Source organism: Photobacterium sp. Hal280 (assembly GCF_037162255.1).
Classification (GTDB): Bacteria; Pseudomonadota; Gammaproteobacteria; order Enterobacterales; family Vibrionaceae; genus Photobacterium.
On the sequence record NZ_JARLUO010000005.1, the window covers coordinates 2,779,609 to 2,799,344 of the forward strand.

Genomic DNA, 19,736 nt, shown 5'->3' on the forward strand with positions numbered 1-19,736 from the left:
GATAACGGATTACGACAACAACGCCCACCTGTCGGTGGGCGTCTGAGTCTAATCATGGAGCGAGGAACAGTCCGGGATCGGTCAGATGCGGAAGGCCTGAATTTTCTGTTCCAAATCGGCTGACTGGCCTTTCATCGTATCCGCCGTTTCTGTCAGCTCAGTGACGACCACCACAGAAGCTTCTACTAGTTCCCTGACATTATTGAGGTTTTGGTTCATCTCTTCCGCCACCGCGCTTTGCTGTTCAGATGCCGTTGCAATCTGGAAGTTCATATCATTGATGCGCTGAACCTGCTGAACAATCTTATCCAGCTCCCCGCCTGCGCTGGTCACCAGATCCACCCCTTCTGCCGCCTCAACCACACTTTGCTCCATCAGGCCGACAGCCTGCTTGGCACTGTCTTGCAGCTGACCAATCATGTCCTGAATTTCGACGGTGGCTACCTGGGTGCGTTGCGCCAGGTTACGCACTTCATCGGCCACCACGGCAAATCCTCGTCCGGCATCACCGGCCCGTGCGGCTTCAATCGCGGCATTGAGTGCCAGCAGGTTCGTTTGCTCGGAAATGCCCTGAATGGTGACAATCACGCTGCCAATTTTTTCAACCCGGTTTTCGACCTGGGTCACGGCTTCAGCAGAGGCGCGGATATCGGTGGACAGCTGATCGATGGTGGCGATCGTTTTCACCACAAATTCCTGCCCCTGATGGGCCTGTTTCGCCGTCCCTTCAGTGGCGCCGGAGGCTTCACGCGCATGCTCGGCCACGGTTTGCACCGTAGAGGTCATTTCGCTCATGGCTGAAGCCAGCTGGTCAATCTCATGGAATTCTTCCTGTGCCGACTCTTTGGTTTCCTGCATGCTCATGGACATCACATCCGCCAGCTCATGCAGTTCACCCGAAACGCTGCGTTGATTCTGAATCACCTCTTTGAGCTGGATGCGGGTACGCTCCAGCTCGCGCGCCAAATCACCGTATTCATCCTGACAGTTCATCACGATCGGCTGAGAAAGATCACGGTTGGCCAGACGCTTAATGGCATCGGCCAGATAACCGGTCTGACGCAGCATCAGGCTGGCTGCCCCTAACAGCAACACCATGAAAGCGATAATCATCAGGGCCGTCTGCCAGGCTATCTGCACCATATAGGCACTGTAGTAACTGTCCGCATCATCGGCAGACTGCGAAGCAATCACGAACCAGTGAGTGCTGCCGCCCAGAGGCACGGCATATTCAAATCGCTTGCCGCCGTCCAGGATAAGTGCGCGCTCACTGCTTAACTGAGACAGCACAGAGCCGAGCGGCTGACCATCTTCGGCGGAGCGGTTCAGCGCCTTGATCTGCTCAGCGCCCGGGTGACCCAGTACCCGGCCGTTTTCTGTGTTGACCAGATAGTAATACGCCCCATCCGCACTTTTTGCGCCTGTACCGCAGCCAGGGCCATCGCCTGTCCCTGCTCGCCCTGAGACAAGAGGCTGCTAAACATAGCCGCTTGTTTTTGCGCCTGCTCCCTGACTTGCTCTTTCTGAATATCAATGACTGACTGGTAGAAAATACTGGCGTCCCACAATTGTTTCCCGACCAGTAAGCAGGTACTGAATACCATCAGTACGATGAGTTTGGGCACTAACCTGATATTACTCAGCCCTTTTTCCCAGGGTTTGAAAGCCATGTCAGCCATCATTATTATCTCTCCTTTGTCCTAGGATCTGTTGATCCTCAAGCGGTTCCGTCCTCGAACGCTTCGAATCATCGGCCTGGCGGCAAGGCACCAGTATTGAATCAGTTGTCTGCAAACCGACAAAAACGTCGTCTGCGCTCAGAACAGGCTTGCAATTGACTCAACAACACCAGTAAATTCAACTTGCCAGCGGTACCGAGTATCATATATGCCTGTATTAAATATCTGAAATTGAATGATGAAAAAGATCGATGGTGTCAAACATGAACTGAATCCCATGAGCCTAGTGGCACTCGTATTGTCATTCGTGTCACTGGCTCTGGTCACCAGCCTGTTCTTTATTCCGCGTGGCGACAGGGTCTATTCACTGTTTATCACCATAGATACGCTGATCTGTCTGGTATTCTGGCTCCAGCTCACCGGAGATCTGCTGCGAAGCCAAAACAAAAAAGCCTTCCTGAAAACACACTGGCCCGATTACCTTGCCAGCATACCTATCATAGAGCCGTTACGCTTTATGCGCCTGGTGCAGATCTTCCGGGTCATACGTCTGATCCGCTCCGGCCAGCAGCTTTTGCAGCATATCCTGAAATTCCGGCGTGAAGCCACCATAGCCACTATTGTCTTGCTTCTCACTGTACTGGTTACCGTCGGTTCCTCTTTGATCCTTATCATTGAAAGTCACGATCCCAATGCCAATATTCTGTCGGCCGATGATGCGATCTGGTGGGTCTTTGTCACCATCTCCACTGTGGGCTACGGGGATCACTATCCGGTGACCACACTGGGTAAAATACTGGCGACTTTGATTATTACCTGCGGCGTTGGCCTGTTCGGTATGGTGGCCGGTTTGATCAGCTCGTTTGTGTCAGACCCCGACAGACACAAACCTTCCCTCCATCACCACGATCAAACGCACTGGAACAAAATCCTTGATAACCAGGATCTGTTGCTCAAGCGGATTAACGATCTTGAGCAGCGCCTGGCTGAATCGACTCAGCACCGCGGAAAAGAAAACGAAAAAGAAAAATAGCCCAGCCACCACCAAAGGCGGTGGTTTAGGGGAAACAACAAAAAACGCCTTCTGAATCAGAAGGCGTTAACGGCTGCAATGGCGGTTGGGATAATGATTATGGCCAGTAAGGCGGCTGTGCCAGACCTATCTGACGGCTCTGATCCATCGCATGCAGCAAGGAGTCTTCCTTGCGGTGCAGCCATTTATCGATCTGCTTGCGATCTTCTTCATCTTCGTAGTCAGGCTGAAGAGAGCGAATCGGCTCAAGCTGACGCAAGTCTTCCATGCCCTGCAGAATATCCAGCCACGGGCTGCGGAACACTTCGCGGCGCTCATCTTCATATAAAGAAGCAAAACACAGGCCGCCCACCAGATTACGCAGCAGTCTTGCCTGCTGGTCGAGATAATCTGCCCGGCTGAGCGCACGCTTCTCACTGAAGGCCTCTGCCAGCTCTTCCCAGGCTTTCGACAAGGCCGAATCGGCAAACGATTTCGCCGATGCCGCCAGCCGCTCTCTGGCTTTTTCGTCCAGGAAAGGTTGCCATCCGCGGCTCAGCAGCCAGCTGCTCAGGTTGAGCAGCAAATTACAGTAACGCGCCGATTTGAACAGACGCAGAATATCGTCCGGCTCCGGCAGTTCTTCCTGACGCTCTTTCAGCTGTTTGACCAGCGATTTTCTGGCATTGAGCTTTTTCAGCGCATGGCCTTTTTCGGCCAGCCAGCGTTGGATCGCATCTGCTTCCTGCAGCCAGCTCAGCTCACCTTCGAGCCAGGTCAGTTCCTGACGCAGCTGCGCGCTGGCCCGGCGAGGGATCATGCTGCCATACACCACCAGGGTCTGGCGGATCAGGGAAATCGAATGGCTGATCTCGGTCAGTGCCGGCAATGCCTGACGCTCAACATAGATCTGCTCGTGGTAATGCCAGTGCGCCAGCGCATGTTCCATGGCAATCACTAACGCATTTTCTGATGAAACATCCGCAGCAAGGGGCACATAAGACAGAGGCAGCACGTCATCGCCCTGATGCCCGGCAGCAAGACGATAGCCTCTGGCCGCTTTACTCAGGTTCCCCAGGCGCATACCGCCGTCTTCACACAGTTCGCGAGCCAGGGTGAACAAGGCATCGGTCTGGCCGGATTTCAGTTCCAGCTCCACTTCGCAAATCGGCTCACTGCTGTCATTGGCGCGCACCTCACCCTGATCGAATGCCAATTCAATCTGGCTGCCATCCGGCATGGCAATCAACCACTGCTGGCGTTCAAAGTCGGTAGAGAATAAAGGCGAGATTTGGCTGGAAATAGCCGCAATATCAAAGTGCTCAGGCCAGGCATCGCTCGGATGTAAGGCTAAATCCGGTTGCGGGCCGTTGAGTTCAGCATTGTATTCGGGGCGCTGATGCAGTCCTGCAACCACACGTCCGGCTGTCTTAAGGGTCTGAATATAAACATCATCAATGCGGCGAACCCGCAAGCCGATGTCGTGCTGACGAAGAATTTGCTCAGGGGTATCAAAGTAAATGTTACCCAGTCGTTTACTGCTTTGCTGCAAGATTTTGGCTTGAGCAATCTTCCGCAATAACTGACCCGAAAAATCCGCTGAGACGAAAAACTTCAGTTCTATCTCGGTTTCCATAATTGTCCCTATAAACGGTAGCCAGCCAAGGATATTGGCTAATCCGGCCTGTAGCAAGCAAGAAATCTCCAGAAATAGGCGTACAAAATGTGTTTCCCTGTACTAAGTTATACGTTAACATGCGCGCCATAGGGCCTGTTGACCTTTGGACTATTAGCTCTAACCAGTGCTGAAAAAGCGCTAATCAAGGCACGAATCATGGAGTTTAGTGCGCTAAATAAATGATGAGTAACGCAGAGAAGCGCTTGTTCTCCTCAACCTGATGGGGCGGTGGGGACAATTCTGGCTCATGACGTTACCCTCTTTCTCTAGCTCTCTTTCCGCCACATCATATCTGCCTTGTTTAAAGCATAGAACTCGCCTCTTTTCGGGTCGATACTCCAAAGGCAACAGGCTCTGATCCATCGCTCAAGATTTCGCCTTTATTACAGGTATCTTTAGGTTGATCGGCTATGCCAGTAAATACAATTATGGGGCTCTTTGCTAAATCCCCAATCAAACCATTGCAACGCCATGTCACTCGTGTGAATGAATGTTGTGAATTGCTTGTTCCGTTTTTCGAGGCGTGTCACGCCAAAGATTGGGAAAAAGCCGGACAGTATCGTGAACAGATTTCGCAGCTTGAAAAAGATGCGGATGTGCTCAAACGTGAAATCCGTCTCAAGCTTCCTCGTGGTCTTTTCATGCCAGTCGACCGGACTGACATGCTGGATCTCCTCACTCAGCAGGACAAACTCGCAAATCTGGCCAAAGATATTGCAGGTCGTGTCTACGGACGTCAGTTAGACATCCCTGAGCACTTTTATCCAGACTTTCTTGCCTACGTTCAACGCTGCCTTGATGCTGCCAATCAGGCCAGTCGTGTCATCCATGAACTGGATGAACTGCTGGAAACCGGCTTTAAGGGTCGTGAAGTGACTCTGGTGGCGGAAATGATCAATCAGCTTGACGTTATCGAAGATGATACCGACAGCATGCAGATTATCCTGCGTCAGCAACTCCGTAAGGTCGAAGACCAGTACAATCCAATCGATGTGATGTTTATGTATAAGATCTTCGAATGGATTGGCGGTATCGCCGACCAGGCTCAGCGTGTCGGTTCGCGACTCGAAATCATGCTATCCCGCTCATAACGAGCAAGGTAAATACAACAAGGTTTTACAATGGAAATCCTGGCTAATTATGGCACCATGATCATCGTGGTGGCGGCCCTCTTTGGCTTTCTAATGGCTATTGGTATTGGTGCCAATGATGTGGCTAACGCAATGGGTACCTCTGTCGGTTCCAAGGCGCTGACCGTCAAACAGGCGATTATTATCGCCATGATCTTTGAATTTGCCGGCGCCTATCTGGCAGGCGGCGAAGTCACAGATACCATACGTAAAGGGGTCATTGACACCTCTCACTACGTCAATCAGCCTGAAGTTCTGGTTTACGGCATGATGGCGTCGCTGCTGGCGGCAGGTTCATGGCTATTGCTGGCGTCCTACATGGGCTGGCCGGTCTCCACGACGCACTCTATCATCGGTGCCATCATCGGTTTTGCCTGTGTATCTGTTGGTACGGAAGCGGTTGACTGGGGCTCGGTACAGGGCATCGTGGGCAGCTGGATTATCACCCCGCTGATCTCAGGTATCTTTGCCTATGTCATCTTTATCAGTGCACAGAGGCTGATATTTGATACCGATACCCCGCTCATCAACGCCAAGCGCTTTGTGCCTGTCTATATGTTCCTGACCACTATGGTCATCGCACTGGTGACGATCAAAAAAGGTCTGAAACATGTTGGCCTGCACTTGTCGACCGGTGAAGCCTGGCTGGCTTCGATCGCGGTTTCACTGATCGTGATGGTATTCGGCTATCTATACATCCGTCGCAACTATGCCGATGCTGAGCAATCGTCCGGCAGTAATGGTTACGCGGGCGTTGAGCGCGTATTCAGCCTGCTGATGGTGGTCACCGCTTGTGCTATGGCCTTTGCACACGGCTCCAACGATGTGGCTAACGCCATTGGTCCCCTGTCTGCTGTGGTCTCGACGGTTGAGCACATGGGCCAGCTGTCTGCGAAAACCGCCATTGCCTGGTGGATTCTGCCGCTGGGCGGTTTGGGTATAGTCGTGGGTCTGGCGACCATGGGTCACAAAGTCATGGCGACTGTGGGCACTGGTATTACCGAGCTGACACCGAGCCGCGGCTTTGCGGCACAGCTGGCTACCGCCTCGACCGTGGTACTGGCGTCGGGCACCGGTTTGCCTATCTCGACCACGCAAACACTGGTCGGTGCGGTACTGGGTGTAGGCTTTGCCCGCGGTATTGCCGCCCTGAACATGGGTGTTGTGCGTAACATCGTGGCGTCCTGGATCGTCACCCTGCCAGCAGGCGCCCTGCTAGCAGTCATTTTCTTCTATGTAATGCAAGCGGCTTTTGGCTGATTTCTGTCAGTCTTCCGTAAACTTTACAAAAAAGTAGCACAAGGTCAAAAGAGGGAGGCTATGCCTCCCTCTCCTCTTGCGCCATCGCCGCAAAATTCTTAGTATCTGTGCTCCATCGATTAATCAAGCTCCTTCAAGGATCCCAGAGTGAAGCAACTTATCCGCTTAGTTTTTGCCGCTATCACCGTTCTGATGACAGCTCAGGTACACGCTCAGCAGGTGCGTTACATCTCCGATGACCTGTTTACTTACATGCATCGCGGGCCAAGTACGCAATTCAAAATTATGGGCAGCGTAGACGCTGGCACGAAAGTAACCCTGTTGGAAGTCAACAAAGAATCGGGTTTCAGTAAAGTGGTTGACGACCGTGGCCGCACAGGCTGGGTCAAAAGTGATTTCATTTCTAACCAGGTTGGCCTGAAAGAACGCCTGCCAAAATTAGAAAAAGAACTGACCGAAGTGAAAAAAGCCCTGGCCAATGCCAAGCAGTCCAGCGATGAACGCAATGCAACGCTTCAGTCATCACTGGAGAACCGTACTGAGCAGATCACCGACCTGGAAGATCGAAACACCAAGCTGAATGACCAGCTGTCGACTTCCCAGTCTGAAATCCGCGAACTGCGCGCTAAATTGGATACCCAGGCAGACGATCTGCTGATGAGATGGTTTACCTACGGTGGCATGGTTGCAGGCGGCGGGCTACTGTTTGGTCTGGTACTACCGCACCTGATCCCACGTCGTAAGAAACGCAACAATGGCTGGGCATGATTGCCAGGCCATACGCTAATAGCCATTCCAAACACAAAAAAGGCAGCTGAGCTGCCTTTTTTGTGTCCGTCATGCTGGTGAGCCTTATCCTGACGGCCACTGAGACAATGCCGCCATCTCAAAGCGGATATGCTCAAAATCTAAAATCACCTTACGCGGCTCAATCTTCTCCAGTGTCACACCCGGAGCGACCTCATCCCCTTCGTAAGCTTCACGGTTGTTCACCTTCACCCAGCGACTGTCCGCACTGGATGAGTAGATATGAGTCTGCAGATTGATGGCCGGTAAACGCGCCTGAACGCCTTGAGGCAAGTCTGCCAGCGTCATGACATTTTCTGCGACATGCGGTTTTTCTTTCACCACCGCCGCAGTGACCGTTCTGGGATCAACCAAAGCCGGTGTATCGGCCTGATCGGTCGCAGCAATCGCCTGATGCAGTCGATTGGCCAGCTCAGGCGACAGGCCCGACAAATCCAGTTTATCCAAATCCAGAAAGTTCATCTGGCTGTCACCGGCTGCGGTATCCATGGTGACTGTGTCCATGGCTGTCTCACTGGCAGCTGTGCCAGCGGGCTGTTCACCGTCAGAATGGTAGAACGGCCGCCTGGCCTCAGAAGCACTGCGCTCAGCATTGCCGTATAAGGGCAAACCCGGCGCAGGCAAGGACTCAGTCGTTAACTTGGGGAACGGTAAAAAGGACATCGGGTGTCTGCCGTTCACGGTATCCCCATCGGTACGGTACTCCTGATGCAGTGTCGGCCCGGGCAGCGACAAGGCGGTGTCCAGCACCATCAGCGTCATCGGGCCGGCAATCCCGTCGGCAAACAAGCCCTGAGCCTGCTGAAAACGGCGCAGCTTCTCGAGCACAGTTTGATCAAAGTCTCTGCTGGCCATACCCGGCTCGCCCAGCAAACGGTTGAGCTGCTGATCCAGCCAGGCCACCCGGCCACCTTGCTGACCATAGCGAATGCTGGTGCTCTCCCCCATGGGCGGACGCCACATCAGGGTAAAGTCTTGCTGCCAGTGCGCCTGCAGCCACTCCCGGCTGACTCTGAGCCGCTCTCCGCCCAGCATCAGCTCGGCTTCGCCCGGCCAGAGGGCGTACAGTACCGCATAAAAGCGCTCGCCATCGTCATTGGTCAGAGGCAGGATGGCAGGCCGGTTGATCAGACTGAGCTGCGCAAGATCGCCTTTGCTTTGCTGGCAGGTCAGACCGATACGCGTGCTGCTGAGGCAGTTCGCCTGACTGGGCGAGACTTCATAGCCCCACAGCTGGTACAGGGTCTGCATGGCTTGCCTTTCCGTCGGCTGCAGGGCCAGCACAGCTTGCCAGCGTTTTTCCAGTGCCTGGGCCTGATCCGTTTCCGGCGAAGGGCCCGAAGTGGCAGGCGCAGACACCACAGCCGTTTCCTGCACGACCACGCCCAGTTGATTTTCTGCTACCCAGCCGCCGCCCCAGTAGCCCGCCGCAATTAACGCCGGTGCCAGTACAGCGGCAATCGCCCAGCCCAGCCGGTTGCGCGAGGGGCCCGCAACCTGTGTCGGCTGTGCGACCGCCCATCCCAGCGCCAGTTCACTGGCCTGCCGGATGTGCTCAGGATTAATCTGATACCGGCTGTCCCGGCAGGCAAGCTGCAGGGCTTTATCACACACCAGGTTGATCTGGCGCGGAATGCCGCCGCATACCCGGGCCAGTGTCTTCAGCGCCTGAGGCGAGAAGATCTGGTGCGCGCAACCGACCTGATCGAGCCGAAAACGCACATAAGCCGCCACTTCCACTTCGGTTAACGGCAGCAGGTGATAGCGTGAGGTAATGCGCTGAGCCAATTGGCGCAATCCCGGCTGCTGCAGTAACTGCTGCAGTTCAGGCTGACCGGCCAGCACCACTTTCAGCAGTTTGCGCTGGTCATTTTCCAGGTTGGTCAGCAGGCGCAGCTGCTCCAGCACATCCGGCAGCAGATGCTGCGCTTCGTCGACCAGCAACAGCGTATGGCGACCGGCCTGATCATTGGCTTTGAGGTGGGCGTACAATCTGTCGGTCAGGATCTTATAGCTGTCTTGCGGTGACGCCGGCAGTCCTAACTCATCGCAGATGCTTTCCAGCAACTCATGGGCCGATAACGCCGGGTTCAGGACCACAGCCACTTGAGTCTCCTCACCCAGTTTGGATAACAAGGCGCGCAGCACTGTGGTTTTGCCGGTACCGACTTCGCCGGTGAGCAGCCCAAAACCCCCGCCATCAGCCAGTCCGGCAAGCATGTGATTGAGCGCTTCACGGTGGCGATCGCTGAGATAAAGAAACCGTGCACTAGGCACAATTGAAAACGGGGCTTCGGTCAGGCCAAAAAATGCCTTGTACATGTCTTCGTCCGGGATGAAGTAAAATAACTGAGATACATTAGCGTTCGTGACACCGATTGTATACCCTTCGGGGGCAAGACTGACAAAAGACGAGGAGAGAAAAGTGGATATTTATCTGGTTGGCGGCGCGGTACGGGATCGGCTGCTGGGATTACCCGTCAAAGACAAAGACTGGGTGGTCGTCGGCACCACGCCTCAGCATATGCTGGACCAAGGATTCAGCCAGGTCGGTAGCGATTTTCCTGTCTTTCTGCACCCCAAAACCAAAGAAGAATACGCCCTGGCCCGTACCGAACGAAAATCGGGCAAAGGCTACACCGGCTTTGAATGCTATGCCGCGCCGGATGTGACGCTGGAGCAGGACCTGATGCGGCGGGATCTGACCATCAACGCCATTGCCGAAGCGCAGGACGGCACCTTGTTCGACCCGTATCAGGGCCAGCAGGATATCGAAAAACGCCAGCTGCGCCATGTGTCGCAGGCGTTTGTTGAAGATCCGCTGCGTGTCTTGCGGGTCGCCCGCTTCGCTGCCCGTTTTGCCCCGCAGGGCTTCACTGTTGCACCGGAAACCCTGGCCCTGATGCAGGAAATGGTGGCGAACGGTGAGCTGGAAGCCCTGACGCCCGAGCGGGTGTGGCAGGAATGGGAACGCGCCCTGCATACCGAGCGCCCGGATATCTTTCTGACCGTGCTGCGCCAGTGCGGCGCACTGGGCATCGTCATGCCTGAGATCGACGCGCTGTTTGGCGTTCCGCAGCCCGAGAAGTGGCACCCGGAAATCGATACTGGTATCCACACCCTGATGGTGTCCTATCAGGCGGCCCTGCTGAGTGACGATCCGGTGATCCGCTTTAGTGCCCAAGTGCATGATCTGGGTAAAGCCTTGTCGCCCAAAGCCGAGCTGCCCAGCCATAAGCTGCACTGCCAGCTGGGGATGGATGTGATTCGCCAGCTGTGCCAGCGCCTGAGAGTGCCGAACCATTATCGCGATACCGCGCTCATGGTCTGTGCGCAGCACACCAAAGTACACCGCGCGCAAGAGATGCGCCCCGCTACCTTTATCAGACTCTTTGATCAGATAGACGCCTGGCGAAAACCAGAGCGTGTGGCACAGTTAGCCATTTGCTGCCGGGCGGATATCCGCGGTCGGACCGGGTTTGAAGACGATCCCTACCCGCAGGCCGATATCCTTCAGGATGTCTTCGCGGCCGTACAGACCGTCGAAGTAAAACCCATCATTGAAGCGGGCTACCAGGGCGCAGCCATCAAGGAACAACTGGCCATCCGCCGCGCCGAGGCAGCATCGCAGGTGCTGGGGCGTTAAAAAAGCGCTGAATTTCAGCGCACAACCTCTGTCCATCATCTCAGCGCACAAAAAAGCCGGAGCAAAGTCCGGCTTCCTTTGATTTCGCTCGGGCTGAATTACTGCTGGCTCAACAGCAGCGCGATCAGACCAAAGCCCAGCAACAGCCGGTAAATCACAAATGGCAGCATACCCACGCGCGTGACCAGTTTGAGGAACACATGGATACAGGCATAAGCGCTGATGAAAGACACCGCCAGACCGATGCCTAAACCGCCAAAATCAATCGGGGCACTGCTCTCAACCAGCTTGGTCCCCAGATAGGTGCCGGCCAGCAGGATAATCGGGATCGACATCAGAAACGAAAAACGGGCAGCGGCTTCACGGGTAAAACCCAGATAGAGCGCGGCTGTCATGGTCGCCCCTGAACGCGACGTACCGGGAATCATGGCCGCCGCCTGCGCCAGACCAATAAACAGTGAGCGCTTGGCGTTCGCATCGTACTCATCGCGGGTTTGACTCGCACGGCGATCCACCCACCACAACAGCAGACCAAACACTATGGTGGTGACCGCAATCACCCACGCAGAGCGCAGATACACTTCAATGATATCAGCCATAAAGAAACCAAACACACAAGCCGGAATGGTCGCCAGCACGATCATCCAGGCCAGACTGGCTTCACGACAGCGGTGGCCTTTGAAGATAGACGCCAACCAGGCCGCCAGCAAAGACACCACTTCTTTACGAAAATACATCACAACCGCCGCCAGCGTCCCCACATGCACGGCCACATCAAAAGCCAGACCCTGATCTGCCCAGCCAAATACCTGCGACGGCAGGATCAGATGCGCCGAACTGGAGATCGGCAAAAATTCAGTCAGCCCCTGGATCAATGCCAACATGAACGCTTCAAAATGACTCATTGTTTACCTTTAACTCTTCGAAAACATAATACGAGAAAGTGTATCGCCAGTGGATTGACCCCTGGTTTCCCTGACAGTTCAGTGCATTGCTGTCAAACTGTGTCAAAATCCAGTGCAACCGGCCTTAATACCTGTTGCTTGTCGAAGGCCTGCCAGATTTGCGCCACCGTGCGTCCATCTCCCGGTATTACCAGCAGCGGGCTCAGCTCATACAGCGGCAGTAAGACGAAAGCAAACTTGTAGATATCCGCCCGCGGCAGCGCAGGCGCTTCAGGGCTGATCCAATCACCGAACAGCAACAGATCCAAATCCAGCGTTCTGTTCTGATTCTTCACCGCATCCGGCTGGCGACCATACTGCACTTCCAGGGCTTTCAGCCTGTGCTGCAGGGCATTCAGCGACAAATCTGTCTTCAGAGCCACCACACCATTGAAAAAAACGGGACCGTCAAAGCCGACAGGTTCCGCTTCAAAAATACGGGAAACGCGACACTGGGATCCTAACTGCTTCAGCTCAGCAACCGCCGCGCGCACATAGTGCTCACGATCGATATTACTGCCGATGCTGATGTAAACCTCAGTCACGGCGTCCCCGCTGAATGACCACACCAACACCGCGCGCATTCGGCACTGCGCCCGGTTTGGTCACTGTCACTTTGATCCAGGGGACGTTGAAACGTGTCATGATCAGGCTGGCAACTTCCTCTGCCACCCGTTCAACCAGCAGAAATCGGCCCTGTTCCACAAACTCAGTCACTGTCTGGCTGACGGCGGCGTAATCAAGCGCCAGTGACACATCATCGGCGAGCGCCGCGGGCTGATTGTCATGGGCCATTTCCAGGTCCAGCACCAGTTTCTGCTTAATTTCCTGCTCCCAGTCATACACCCCGATAGAGGCGATAACATCAAGATGTTCGATAAATACTGAATCCATGTTCCATCGCTAATTTTGTGTAGAGGTCGGATACCCAATGTGAGCAAAAGTGCGTATTATCGGGACGAGTTCATCATATTGATGACAGAAAACAGGCTTCCAGCGTTTCAAACACGCCAGCCTCCTGAAAGTGGATGCACTATACCACAGCTGTTATACCTAATGTCATCAGACGTGGGCGCTGAGTAATCACATTTTTGCCACTTTTATGGGTACCCAAAAGGCCACGGCGTACAGGCTCATCAACACCCGCTCCCCGGATGACAGTAACGTCAGGGGCTTACTGGAGATGCTATGACACCATTGGTGCTGCTGATCATTATCGCTGCTTACCTGCTGGGCTCTGTGTCCAGTGCGGTGCTGATTTGCCGCCTGTTCCGCCTGCCTGATCCAAGAGACAGCGGTTCGGGGAATCCGGGGGCAACCAATGTCCTGCGTATCGGCGGCCGGGGTGCCGCGGCACTGGTGCTGGTCTGCGATATCCTCAAAGGCATGCTGCCGGTCTGGATCAGCTATTTTCTGGGGATTAATCCCTTTCTGCTGGGGATCATCGGCATTGCCGCCTGTCTGGGGCATATTTACCCGCTGTTTTTCCACTTCCGTGGCGGCAAAGGCGTGGCGACGGCACTGGGCGCGCTGGCCCCGATTGGCTGGGATTTAAGCGGGATGCTGATTGCAACCTGGATGGTGGTGGCCGTGCTGTGCGGCTATTCTTCGCTGGCATCCATGATCACCGCGCTAATCGCGCCCATGTTTACCTGGTGGGTCAAACCTCAGTACACCATGCCGGTGGCGATGCTGTCGTGCCTGATCATTCTGCGCCATCACGAGAATGTCCGCCGCTTGCTGGACGGCAAAGAATATAAGATATGGCATAAATTTAACCGCCAGTCGAAACCCTGATTCGTCCTGGCGGTTCAGTGTTCTTTGGGGATCACTGACCCGGCTTCAGCCGGATCAGCGCAAGGGCTTGAGGGTATCAATCGGCCAGCGCGGATGGGCTTTGACACTCAAATCCATGATTTCCTGATTTTTCAGACGCTGCATGCCCGCATAAGCAATCATGGCGCCGTTATCGGTACAGAACTCAGTCCGCGGATAAAAGACTTCGCCGCCCAGTTTTGCCATCAGGGCGGCCAGCTCGGCACGCAGGTGCTTGTTGGCACTCACCCCGCCGGCAATCACCAGACGTTTAAAGCCGGTTTCTTTCAGCGCACGCTTACATTTGATTGCCAGCGTATCCACCACGGCTTCCTGAAACGCATAAGCAATATCTGCCCGGGTCTGCTCGTCATCATCGTTGCCGCGGATGGTGTTGGCGGCAAATGTTTTCAGGCCGGAAAAGCTGAAATCCATGCCCGGACGATCCGTCATCGGACGCGGGAAGGTAAAGCGCCCTGCGGTGCCTTTATCGGCCAGTTTCGACAGCAGCGGTCCGCCGGGATAATCCAGTCCCATCAGCTTGGCCGTTTTATCAAAGGCTTCACCGGCGGCATCGTCAATCGACTCACCCAGAATGCGGTATTCGCCAATGCCTTTGACTTCCACCATCATGGTATGGCCGCCAGACACCAGCAGCGCCACAAACGGAAATTCAGGGGGATTGTCTTCCAGCATCGGGGCCAGCAAATGGCCTTCCATATGGTGTACCGCCACCGCAGGCAGATTCCAGGCATACGCCAGGCTGCGGCCGATGGTCGCGCCCACTAACAGAGCACCGACCAGGCCGGGGCCGGCGGTATAAGCCACACCATCCAGATCCGCCGGGGTTAAACCGGCATCGGCCAGCGCCTGCTTGATCAGCGGGATGGTTTTTTGACATGGTCCCGTGAGGCCAGTTCAGGTACGACGCCACCATAATCGGCGTGCAGCTTCACTTGGCTGTACAACTCATGAGCCAGCAGGCCTTTCTCATCATCGTAAATCGCCACGCCTGTTTCATCACAGGACGTTTCGATGCCCAGGATACGCATATCAACCTCTATACTTATATACTTACACACTGAAAGCCGAAGCCGGTGCGGAACGTCGGAGGGGCATGTTACCGCTGTTGACAGAATTTCACCAGTTCTGACTTGCAGAATGCTTTACAAATGACCCCGGATCAGATTAGAATTTCGCACCATTTTTAATCAGCTGATAATTTTGATCATCAGCGTTAATCGAATCACTCTGAGGTGAGTATTACATGCCAGTAGTCAAAGTACGTGAAAACGAACCGTTCGACGTAGCTCTACGTCGTTTTAAGCGCTCTTGCGAAAAAGCAGGTATCCTTTCTGAAGTTCGCCGTCGTGAGCACTTCGAAAAGCCAACAACTGTACGTAAGCGCGCTAAAGCAGCGGCTGTTAAGCGTCACCTGAAAAAATTGGCTCGCGAAAACGCACGTCGCGTTCGTCTGTACTAATTTACAGAGAACAAGGACAGCGTAATGGCCCTGATCGAAAGTATAAAGAACGAACAAAAAGCAGCCATGAAGGCGAAGGATAAAGCTCGCCTGGGTGCTATCCGTCTTGTTCTTGCTGCCATCAAACAACGTGAAGTCGACGAGAAGATCACTCTGACCGACGACGACATCGTGGCAGTACTGACGAAAATGGTAAAACAGCGTCGTGACTCTGTGGCTCAGTATGAAGCCGCAGGCCGTCAGGATCTGGCCGATGTTGAGCATGCTGAAATTGCCGTACTGGAAGAATTTATGCCTCAGCCGCTGAGCGACGACGAAGTTGCCGCTCTGCTGGAAGACGCTATCGCCAGCACGGGGGCCAGCTCAATGCAGGACATGGGCAAACTGATGGCTGTGCTTAAACCACAGCTGCAGGGCCGCGCCGATATGGGGAAAGTTAGCCAACTGGTCAAAGCCAAACTCGGCTAAAACTGCCCCAACTCTACAGCAAGCCGTGCTATCCTCTCGGGAATGCGCGGCTTGTTTGTATCTCTTCCCAGTTAATTTCAGGTAACACTCATTGTATGGCAGGAAAGATCCCTCGTTCATTCATCGATGACCTCATCTCACGGCATGACATAGTCGATGTAATTGATGCGCGGGTGAAACTCAAAAAGCAAGGCAAGAACTACGGTGCCTGCTGCCCTTTCCATAATGAGAAAACCCCGTCTTTTTCTGTCAGTCCCGACAAACAGTTCTACTATTGCTTTGGGTGCGGTGCGAAAGGCAACGTGCTCGATTTTGTGATGGAGTTCGACCGGCTGGACTTTGTGGATGCCGTTGAAGAACTGGCATCTCAGCTGGGTCTTGAAGTTCCGCGCGAACAAGGCACCAGCGGCCAGAGCAGCATCAAGCGACAAGAGAAGCAAAGCCTTTATGACCTCATGGGTCAGGTCGCCCAATATTATCAGTCGCTGTTGCGTCAGAGCGATGCGCAGGTGGCCATTAACTACCTGAAAGGACGTGGACTGTCTGGCGAGATCGTCAAACAGTTCGGCATCGGCTATGTGCCTGACCAATGGGATCTGGTGCGCAGCCGTTTTGGCCGCAACGAACAGGCACAGCAAGATTTAGTCAGCGCCGGCATGCTGATCGAAAACGAACAAGGCCGTCGCTATGACCGTTTCCGTGGCCGGATTATGTTTCCGATCCACGACCGCCGCGGCCGGGTGATCGGGTTTGGTGGCCGGGTCCTGGGCGAAGGGACGCCCAAGTATCTCAACTCACCGGAAACACCGATTTTTCACAAAGGCCGTGAGCTCTACGGTTTGTATCAGGTGATGCAAACTTACCGGGAACCTGAGCGCGTTCTGGTCGTCGAAGGTTATATGGACGTCGTCGCCCTGGCGCAATACGGCGTCGACTATGCCGTCGCCTCGCTGGGCACCTCGACCACAGGGGAGCATATTCAGACCCTGTTCCGGCAAACCGGTACTGTGGTGTGCTGTTATGACGGTGACCGCGCCGGTCGTGATGCGGCCTGGCGGGCGATGGAACAAGCGCTGCCGTATATGAACGATGGCCGCCAGCTGAAATTTATGTTCCTGCCCGACGGCGAAGACCCGGACAGTTACGTGCGCCAGCATGGCAAAGAAGCGTTCGAGCAGGCGATCACTCAGGCAATGACCCTGTCCGATTTTCTGTTCACCACCCTGCTGCAACAGGTGGATACCAGCAGCCGGGAAGGCAAAGCCAAGCTCAGTACGCTGGCAGTGCCACTGATTGACAAAGTGCCGGGCGGCACCCTGAGACTATACTTACGGAAAGTTTTAGGACAAAAACTCGGTCTTCCTGATGAAGCGCAGCTGAAACAGCTGATCAGCGAACACGGAGACAATAAGCCGGTCAGAGCGGCTCAGCCCGCGATCAAACGAACGCCGATGCGGATCGCAATTGCGCTGCTGCTGCAAAACCCGGGCTTTGCCGCTGAACTGGGCTTAAACACCCAGGATTTCGCCGGCACAGAACTGGCTGGCTTAAAATTATTACTGACAATAGTTGATAAATGTCGACTTCATCCCAATATCACAACTGGACAGTTGCTTGAAGATTGGCGTGAGACCGAGCAAGCCTCAATGATGGCCCGTCTGGCCAGTTGGGACATACCGCTCGGCAGCGATGAAGACAGTTTACACACTGTATTTTTTGACGCGATGGATAAAGTTATCGATCAATGCGTCACACAACAAATTGAGAAGTTGCAGGCTAAATCGAACACCGTCGGCTTATCAGTCGAAGAGAAGCGGGAGCTTCAGCTATTGCTGTTAAATCGCCCCGTCTAAAAAGTAGTCAACAATTCTGACATTTGTTATAATTACTGGTTTGCATTTCTGCATCCTTTTTTCTCACTCAGACCCTAAGTTGGATATCGTCTATGGAGCAAAATCCGCAGTCACAGCTAAAGTTGCTTGTTGCCAAAGGCAAAGAGCAAGGTTATCTGACCTATGCCGAAGTTAATGACCACCTGCCAGAAGACATTGTTGACTCTGATCAGGTTGAAGACATTATTCAGATGATCAACGACATGGGTATTAAGGTGGTGGAAACCGCCCCTGATGCCGATGAACTCATGATGACTGAAGACAATGCCGATGAAGACGCCATTGAAGCGGCGGCTCAGGCATTATCGAGCGTAGAAAGCGAAATCGGCCGTACCACTGACCCGGTTCGTATGTACATGCGCGAAATGGGTACAGTTGAGCTGTTGACCCGCGAAGGCGAAATCGACATCGCTAAACGCATCGAAGATGGTATCAATCAGGTTCAGTGTTCTGTTGCTGAGTACCCGTCAGCAATCTCGCATCTGCTTGAGCAGTTTGACAAGGTTGAAGCAGAAGAGCTGCGTCTGACTGATATCATTTCAGGCTTCGTGGATCCGAACGAAGAAGAGACAGCCGCTCCGACAGCCACGCACATCGGTTCCGAGTTAAGCGAAACTGATCTTGAAGATGAAGACAAAGATCTTGAAGACGATGACGACGATTCAGAAAGCGAAGAAGACGACGGCAGCATCGATCCGGAAGTAGCACGCGAGAAGTTCAAAGAACTGCGTGTCTCTTACGAAAATATGGCCAAAGCCATCGATACCAATGGCCGTCATCACCCGGACACTGAAGTCGCGATTGCCGAGCTGTCTGAAATTTTCAAACAGTTCCGTCTGATCCCGAAACAGTTTGACCGTCTGGTCAGCTCACTGCGTGATTCCATGGATAAGGTGCGTACCAATGAGCGCCTGATCATGCGTATGTGTGTCGACAACAGCAAAATGCCGAAGAAGACCTTCGTTCAGCTGTTCAGCGGTAATGAATCTTCTTCTGCGTGGATCGATCAAGCACTGAACTCAGGCAAACCGTATGCCGAGCGCCTGAAGAACTACGAAGAAGATCTGCGTCGTGCCTCGCTCAAGCTGCGCATCCTGGAAGATGAAACCGGCCTGTCGATTGAGCGTATCAAAGACATCAGCCGCCGTATGTCGATTGGTGAAGCCAAAGCACGCCGCGCCAAGAAAGAAATGGTTGAGGCCAACCTGCGTCTGGTAATTTCGATTGCCAAGAAATACACCAACCGTGGCCTGCAATTCCTGGATCTGATCCAGGAAGGTAACATTGGTCTGATGAAAGCGGTCGATAAGTTTGAATACCGTCGTGGTTACAAGTTCTCGACTTACGCCACCTGGTGGATCCGTCAGGCAATCACACGTTCGATCGCTGACCAGGCACGGACGATTCGTATCCCTGTGCACATGATCGAAACCATCAACAAACTGAACCGTATCTCTCGCCAGATGCTTCAGGAGATGGGCCGTGAACCCCTGCCGGAAGAACTGGCTGAACGCATGCAGATGCCGGAAGACAAGATCCGTAAAGTGCTGAAGATTGCCAAAGAGCCAATCTCGATGGAAACCCCAATCGGTGATGATGAAGATTCACATCTGGGTGATTTCATTGAAGATACCACGCTGCAGCTGCCAATGGATTCTGCCACGGCAACCAACCTGCGTGCGGCTACCAACGAAGTTCTGGCTGGCCTGACGCCACGTGAAGCCAAAGTCCTGCGGATGCGTTTTGGTATCGACATGAACACAGACCATACACTGGAAGAAGTGGGCAAACAGTTTGACGTGACTCGTGAGCGTATCCGTCAGATCGAAGCCAAAGCCCTGCGTAAACTGCGCCACCCAAGCCGTTCCGACGTGCTGCGCAGCTTCCTGGACGAGTAAGCCACTCACCAGTAACACCACACC

15 protein-coding genes and 2 pseudogenes are annotated in these 19,736 nt (G+C 54.0%); 10 read left to right on the plus strand and 7 right to left on the minus strand.

From position 1 onward, the window contains the following. Positions 1-81: 81 nt before the first annotated feature. Positions 82-1,679 (minus strand): annotated as a pseudogene (locus tag P4S53_RS21970) (methyl-accepting chemotaxis protein). A 238-nt stretch (positions 1,680-1,917) separates the two neighbouring features. On the opposite strand from P4S53_RS21970, the gene P4S53_RS21975 reads away from it, so the two are divergent. Next, a complete protein-coding gene (locus P4S53_RS21975; RefSeq protein WP_337114378.1) occupies positions 1,918-2,712 on the plus strand; it encodes a potassium channel family protein in 795 nt (264 codons plus the stop codon). A 97-nt stretch (positions 2,713-2,809) separates the two neighbouring features. Here the strand turns inward: P4S53_RS21975 and P4S53_RS21980 are convergent, their stop codons facing one another. After that, the gene (locus tag P4S53_RS21980; RefSeq protein WP_337114379.1) at positions 2,810-4,327 is read right to left on the minus strand and encodes a CYTH and CHAD domain-containing protein; all 1,518 of its coding nucleotides are present in this window, start codon (positions 4,325-4,327) and stop codon (positions 2,810-2,812) included. A 452-nt stretch (positions 4,328-4,779) separates the two neighbouring features. On the opposite strand from P4S53_RS21980, the gene P4S53_RS21985 reads away from it, so the two are divergent. The 3 genes from P4S53_RS21985 to P4S53_RS21995 all read left to right on the plus strand — a co-directional run bounded on the left by P4S53_RS21985 (position 4,780) and on the right by P4S53_RS21995 (position 7,527). After that, a complete protein-coding gene (locus tag P4S53_RS21985) occupies positions 4,780-5,460 on the plus strand; it encodes a TIGR00153 family protein (protein WP_027251923.1) in 681 nt (226 codons plus the stop codon). Positions 5,461-5,490: 30 nt separating this feature from the next. Next, positions 5,491-6,759: an inorganic phosphate transporter gene (locus tag P4S53_RS21990; RefSeq protein ID WP_337114380.1), complete on the plus strand. Its 1,269-nt coding sequence runs from the start codon at positions 5,491-5,493 to the stop codon at positions 6,757-6,759. A 192-nt stretch (positions 6,760-6,951) separates the two neighbouring features. Then, positions 6,952-7,527 carry a TIGR04211 family SH3 domain-containing protein gene (locus P4S53_RS21995; protein ID WP_442958704.1) on the plus strand — a complete coding sequence of 192 codons (576 nt, stop codon included), beginning with the start codon at positions 6,952-6,954 and terminating at the stop codon, positions 7,525-7,527. 84 nt (positions 7,528-7,611) lie between these two features. Here P4S53_RS21995 and P4S53_RS22000 read toward each other — a convergent pair whose 3' ends face one another. Further along, entirely contained in the window at positions 7,612-9,888 is a 2,277-nt protein-coding gene (locus tag P4S53_RS22000; protein WP_337114382.1) for an AAA family ATPase, read from the minus strand. A 103-nt stretch (positions 9,889-9,991) separates the two neighbouring features. On the opposite strand from P4S53_RS22000, the gene P4S53_RS22005 reads away from it, so the two are divergent. Then, positions 9,992-11,212: a multifunctional CCA addition/repair protein gene (locus P4S53_RS22005; RefSeq protein WP_337114383.1), complete on the plus strand. Its 1,221-nt coding sequence runs from the start codon at positions 9,992-9,994 to the stop codon at positions 11,210-11,212. A gap of 98 nt (positions 11,213-11,310) precedes the next feature. On the opposite strand, the gene P4S53_RS22010 is transcribed toward P4S53_RS22005, so the two are convergent. The 3 genes from P4S53_RS22010 to folB all read right to left on the minus strand — a co-directional run bounded on the left by P4S53_RS22010 (position 11,311) and on the right by folB (position 13,050). After that, complete coding sequence (locus P4S53_RS22010) at positions 11,311-12,117, minus strand: undecaprenyl-diphosphate phosphatase (RefSeq protein ID WP_337114384.1); 807 nt, start codon at positions 12,115-12,117, stop codon at positions 11,311-11,313. Positions 12,118-12,209: 92 nt separating this feature from the next. Continuing rightward, positions 12,210-12,701: a 2-amino-4-hydroxy-6-hydroxymethyldihydropteridine diphosphokinase gene (gene folK / locus P4S53_RS22015; RefSeq protein ID WP_337114385.1), complete on the minus strand. Its 492-nt coding sequence runs from the start codon at positions 12,699-12,701 to the stop codon at positions 12,210-12,212. Further along, positions 12,694-13,050 carry a dihydroneopterin aldolase gene (gene folB, locus P4S53_RS22020; protein ID WP_046222375.1) on the minus strand — a complete coding sequence of 119 codons (357 nt, stop codon included), beginning with the start codon at positions 13,048-13,050 and terminating at the stop codon, positions 12,694-12,696. The genes folK and folB overlap by 8 nt, the downstream gene beginning before the upstream one ends. Before the next feature lie 294 nt (positions 13,051-13,344). Here folB and plsY point away from each other — a divergent pair, with 294 nt between their 5' ends. Next, on the plus strand, positions 13,345-13,953 hold the full coding sequence (gene plsY / locus P4S53_RS22025) for a glycerol-3-phosphate 1-O-acyltransferase PlsY (protein ID WP_337114386.1): 609 nt from the start codon (positions 13,345-13,347) through the stop codon (positions 13,951-13,953). 54 nt (positions 13,954-14,007) lie between these two features. Here the strand turns inward: plsY and tsaD are convergent. Continuing rightward, positions 14,008-15,023: pseudogene (gene tsaD / locus P4S53_RS22030) on the minus strand (tRNA (adenosine(37)-N6)-threonylcarbamoyltransferase complex transferase subunit TsaD). A 215-nt stretch (positions 15,024-15,238) separates the two neighbouring features. Between tsaD and rpsU the strand changes: the two are divergent. The 4 genes from rpsU (at position 15,239) to rpoD (ending at position 19,712) form a co-directional block, all read left to right on the plus strand. After that, the gene (rpsU, locus tag P4S53_RS22035) at positions 15,239-15,454 is read left to right on the plus strand and encodes a 30S ribosomal protein S21 (RefSeq protein ID WP_002537656.1); all 216 of its coding nucleotides are present in this window, start codon (positions 15,239-15,241) and stop codon (positions 15,452-15,454) included. Positions 15,455-15,478: 24 nt separating this feature from the next. Beyond that, positions 15,479-15,922 (plus strand): GatB/YqeY domain-containing protein, encoded by a 444-nt coding sequence (locus P4S53_RS22040; RefSeq protein ID WP_120511756.1) that lies wholly within the window; start codon positions 15,479-15,481, stop codon positions 15,920-15,922. 95 nt (positions 15,923-16,017) lie between these two features. Continuing rightward, positions 16,018-17,775 carry a DNA primase gene (gene dnaG / locus P4S53_RS22045; protein WP_337114388.1) on the plus strand — a complete coding sequence of 586 codons (1,758 nt, stop codon included), beginning with the start codon at positions 16,018-16,020 and terminating at the stop codon, positions 17,773-17,775. Between the two features lie 92 nt (positions 17,776-17,867). Beyond that, positions 17,868-19,712 carry an RNA polymerase sigma factor RpoD gene (gene rpoD, locus P4S53_RS22050; protein WP_337114389.1) on the plus strand — a complete coding sequence of 615 codons (1,845 nt, stop codon included), beginning with the start codon at positions 17,868-17,870 and terminating at the stop codon, positions 19,710-19,712. Positions 19,713-19,736: the final 24 nt, after the last annotated feature.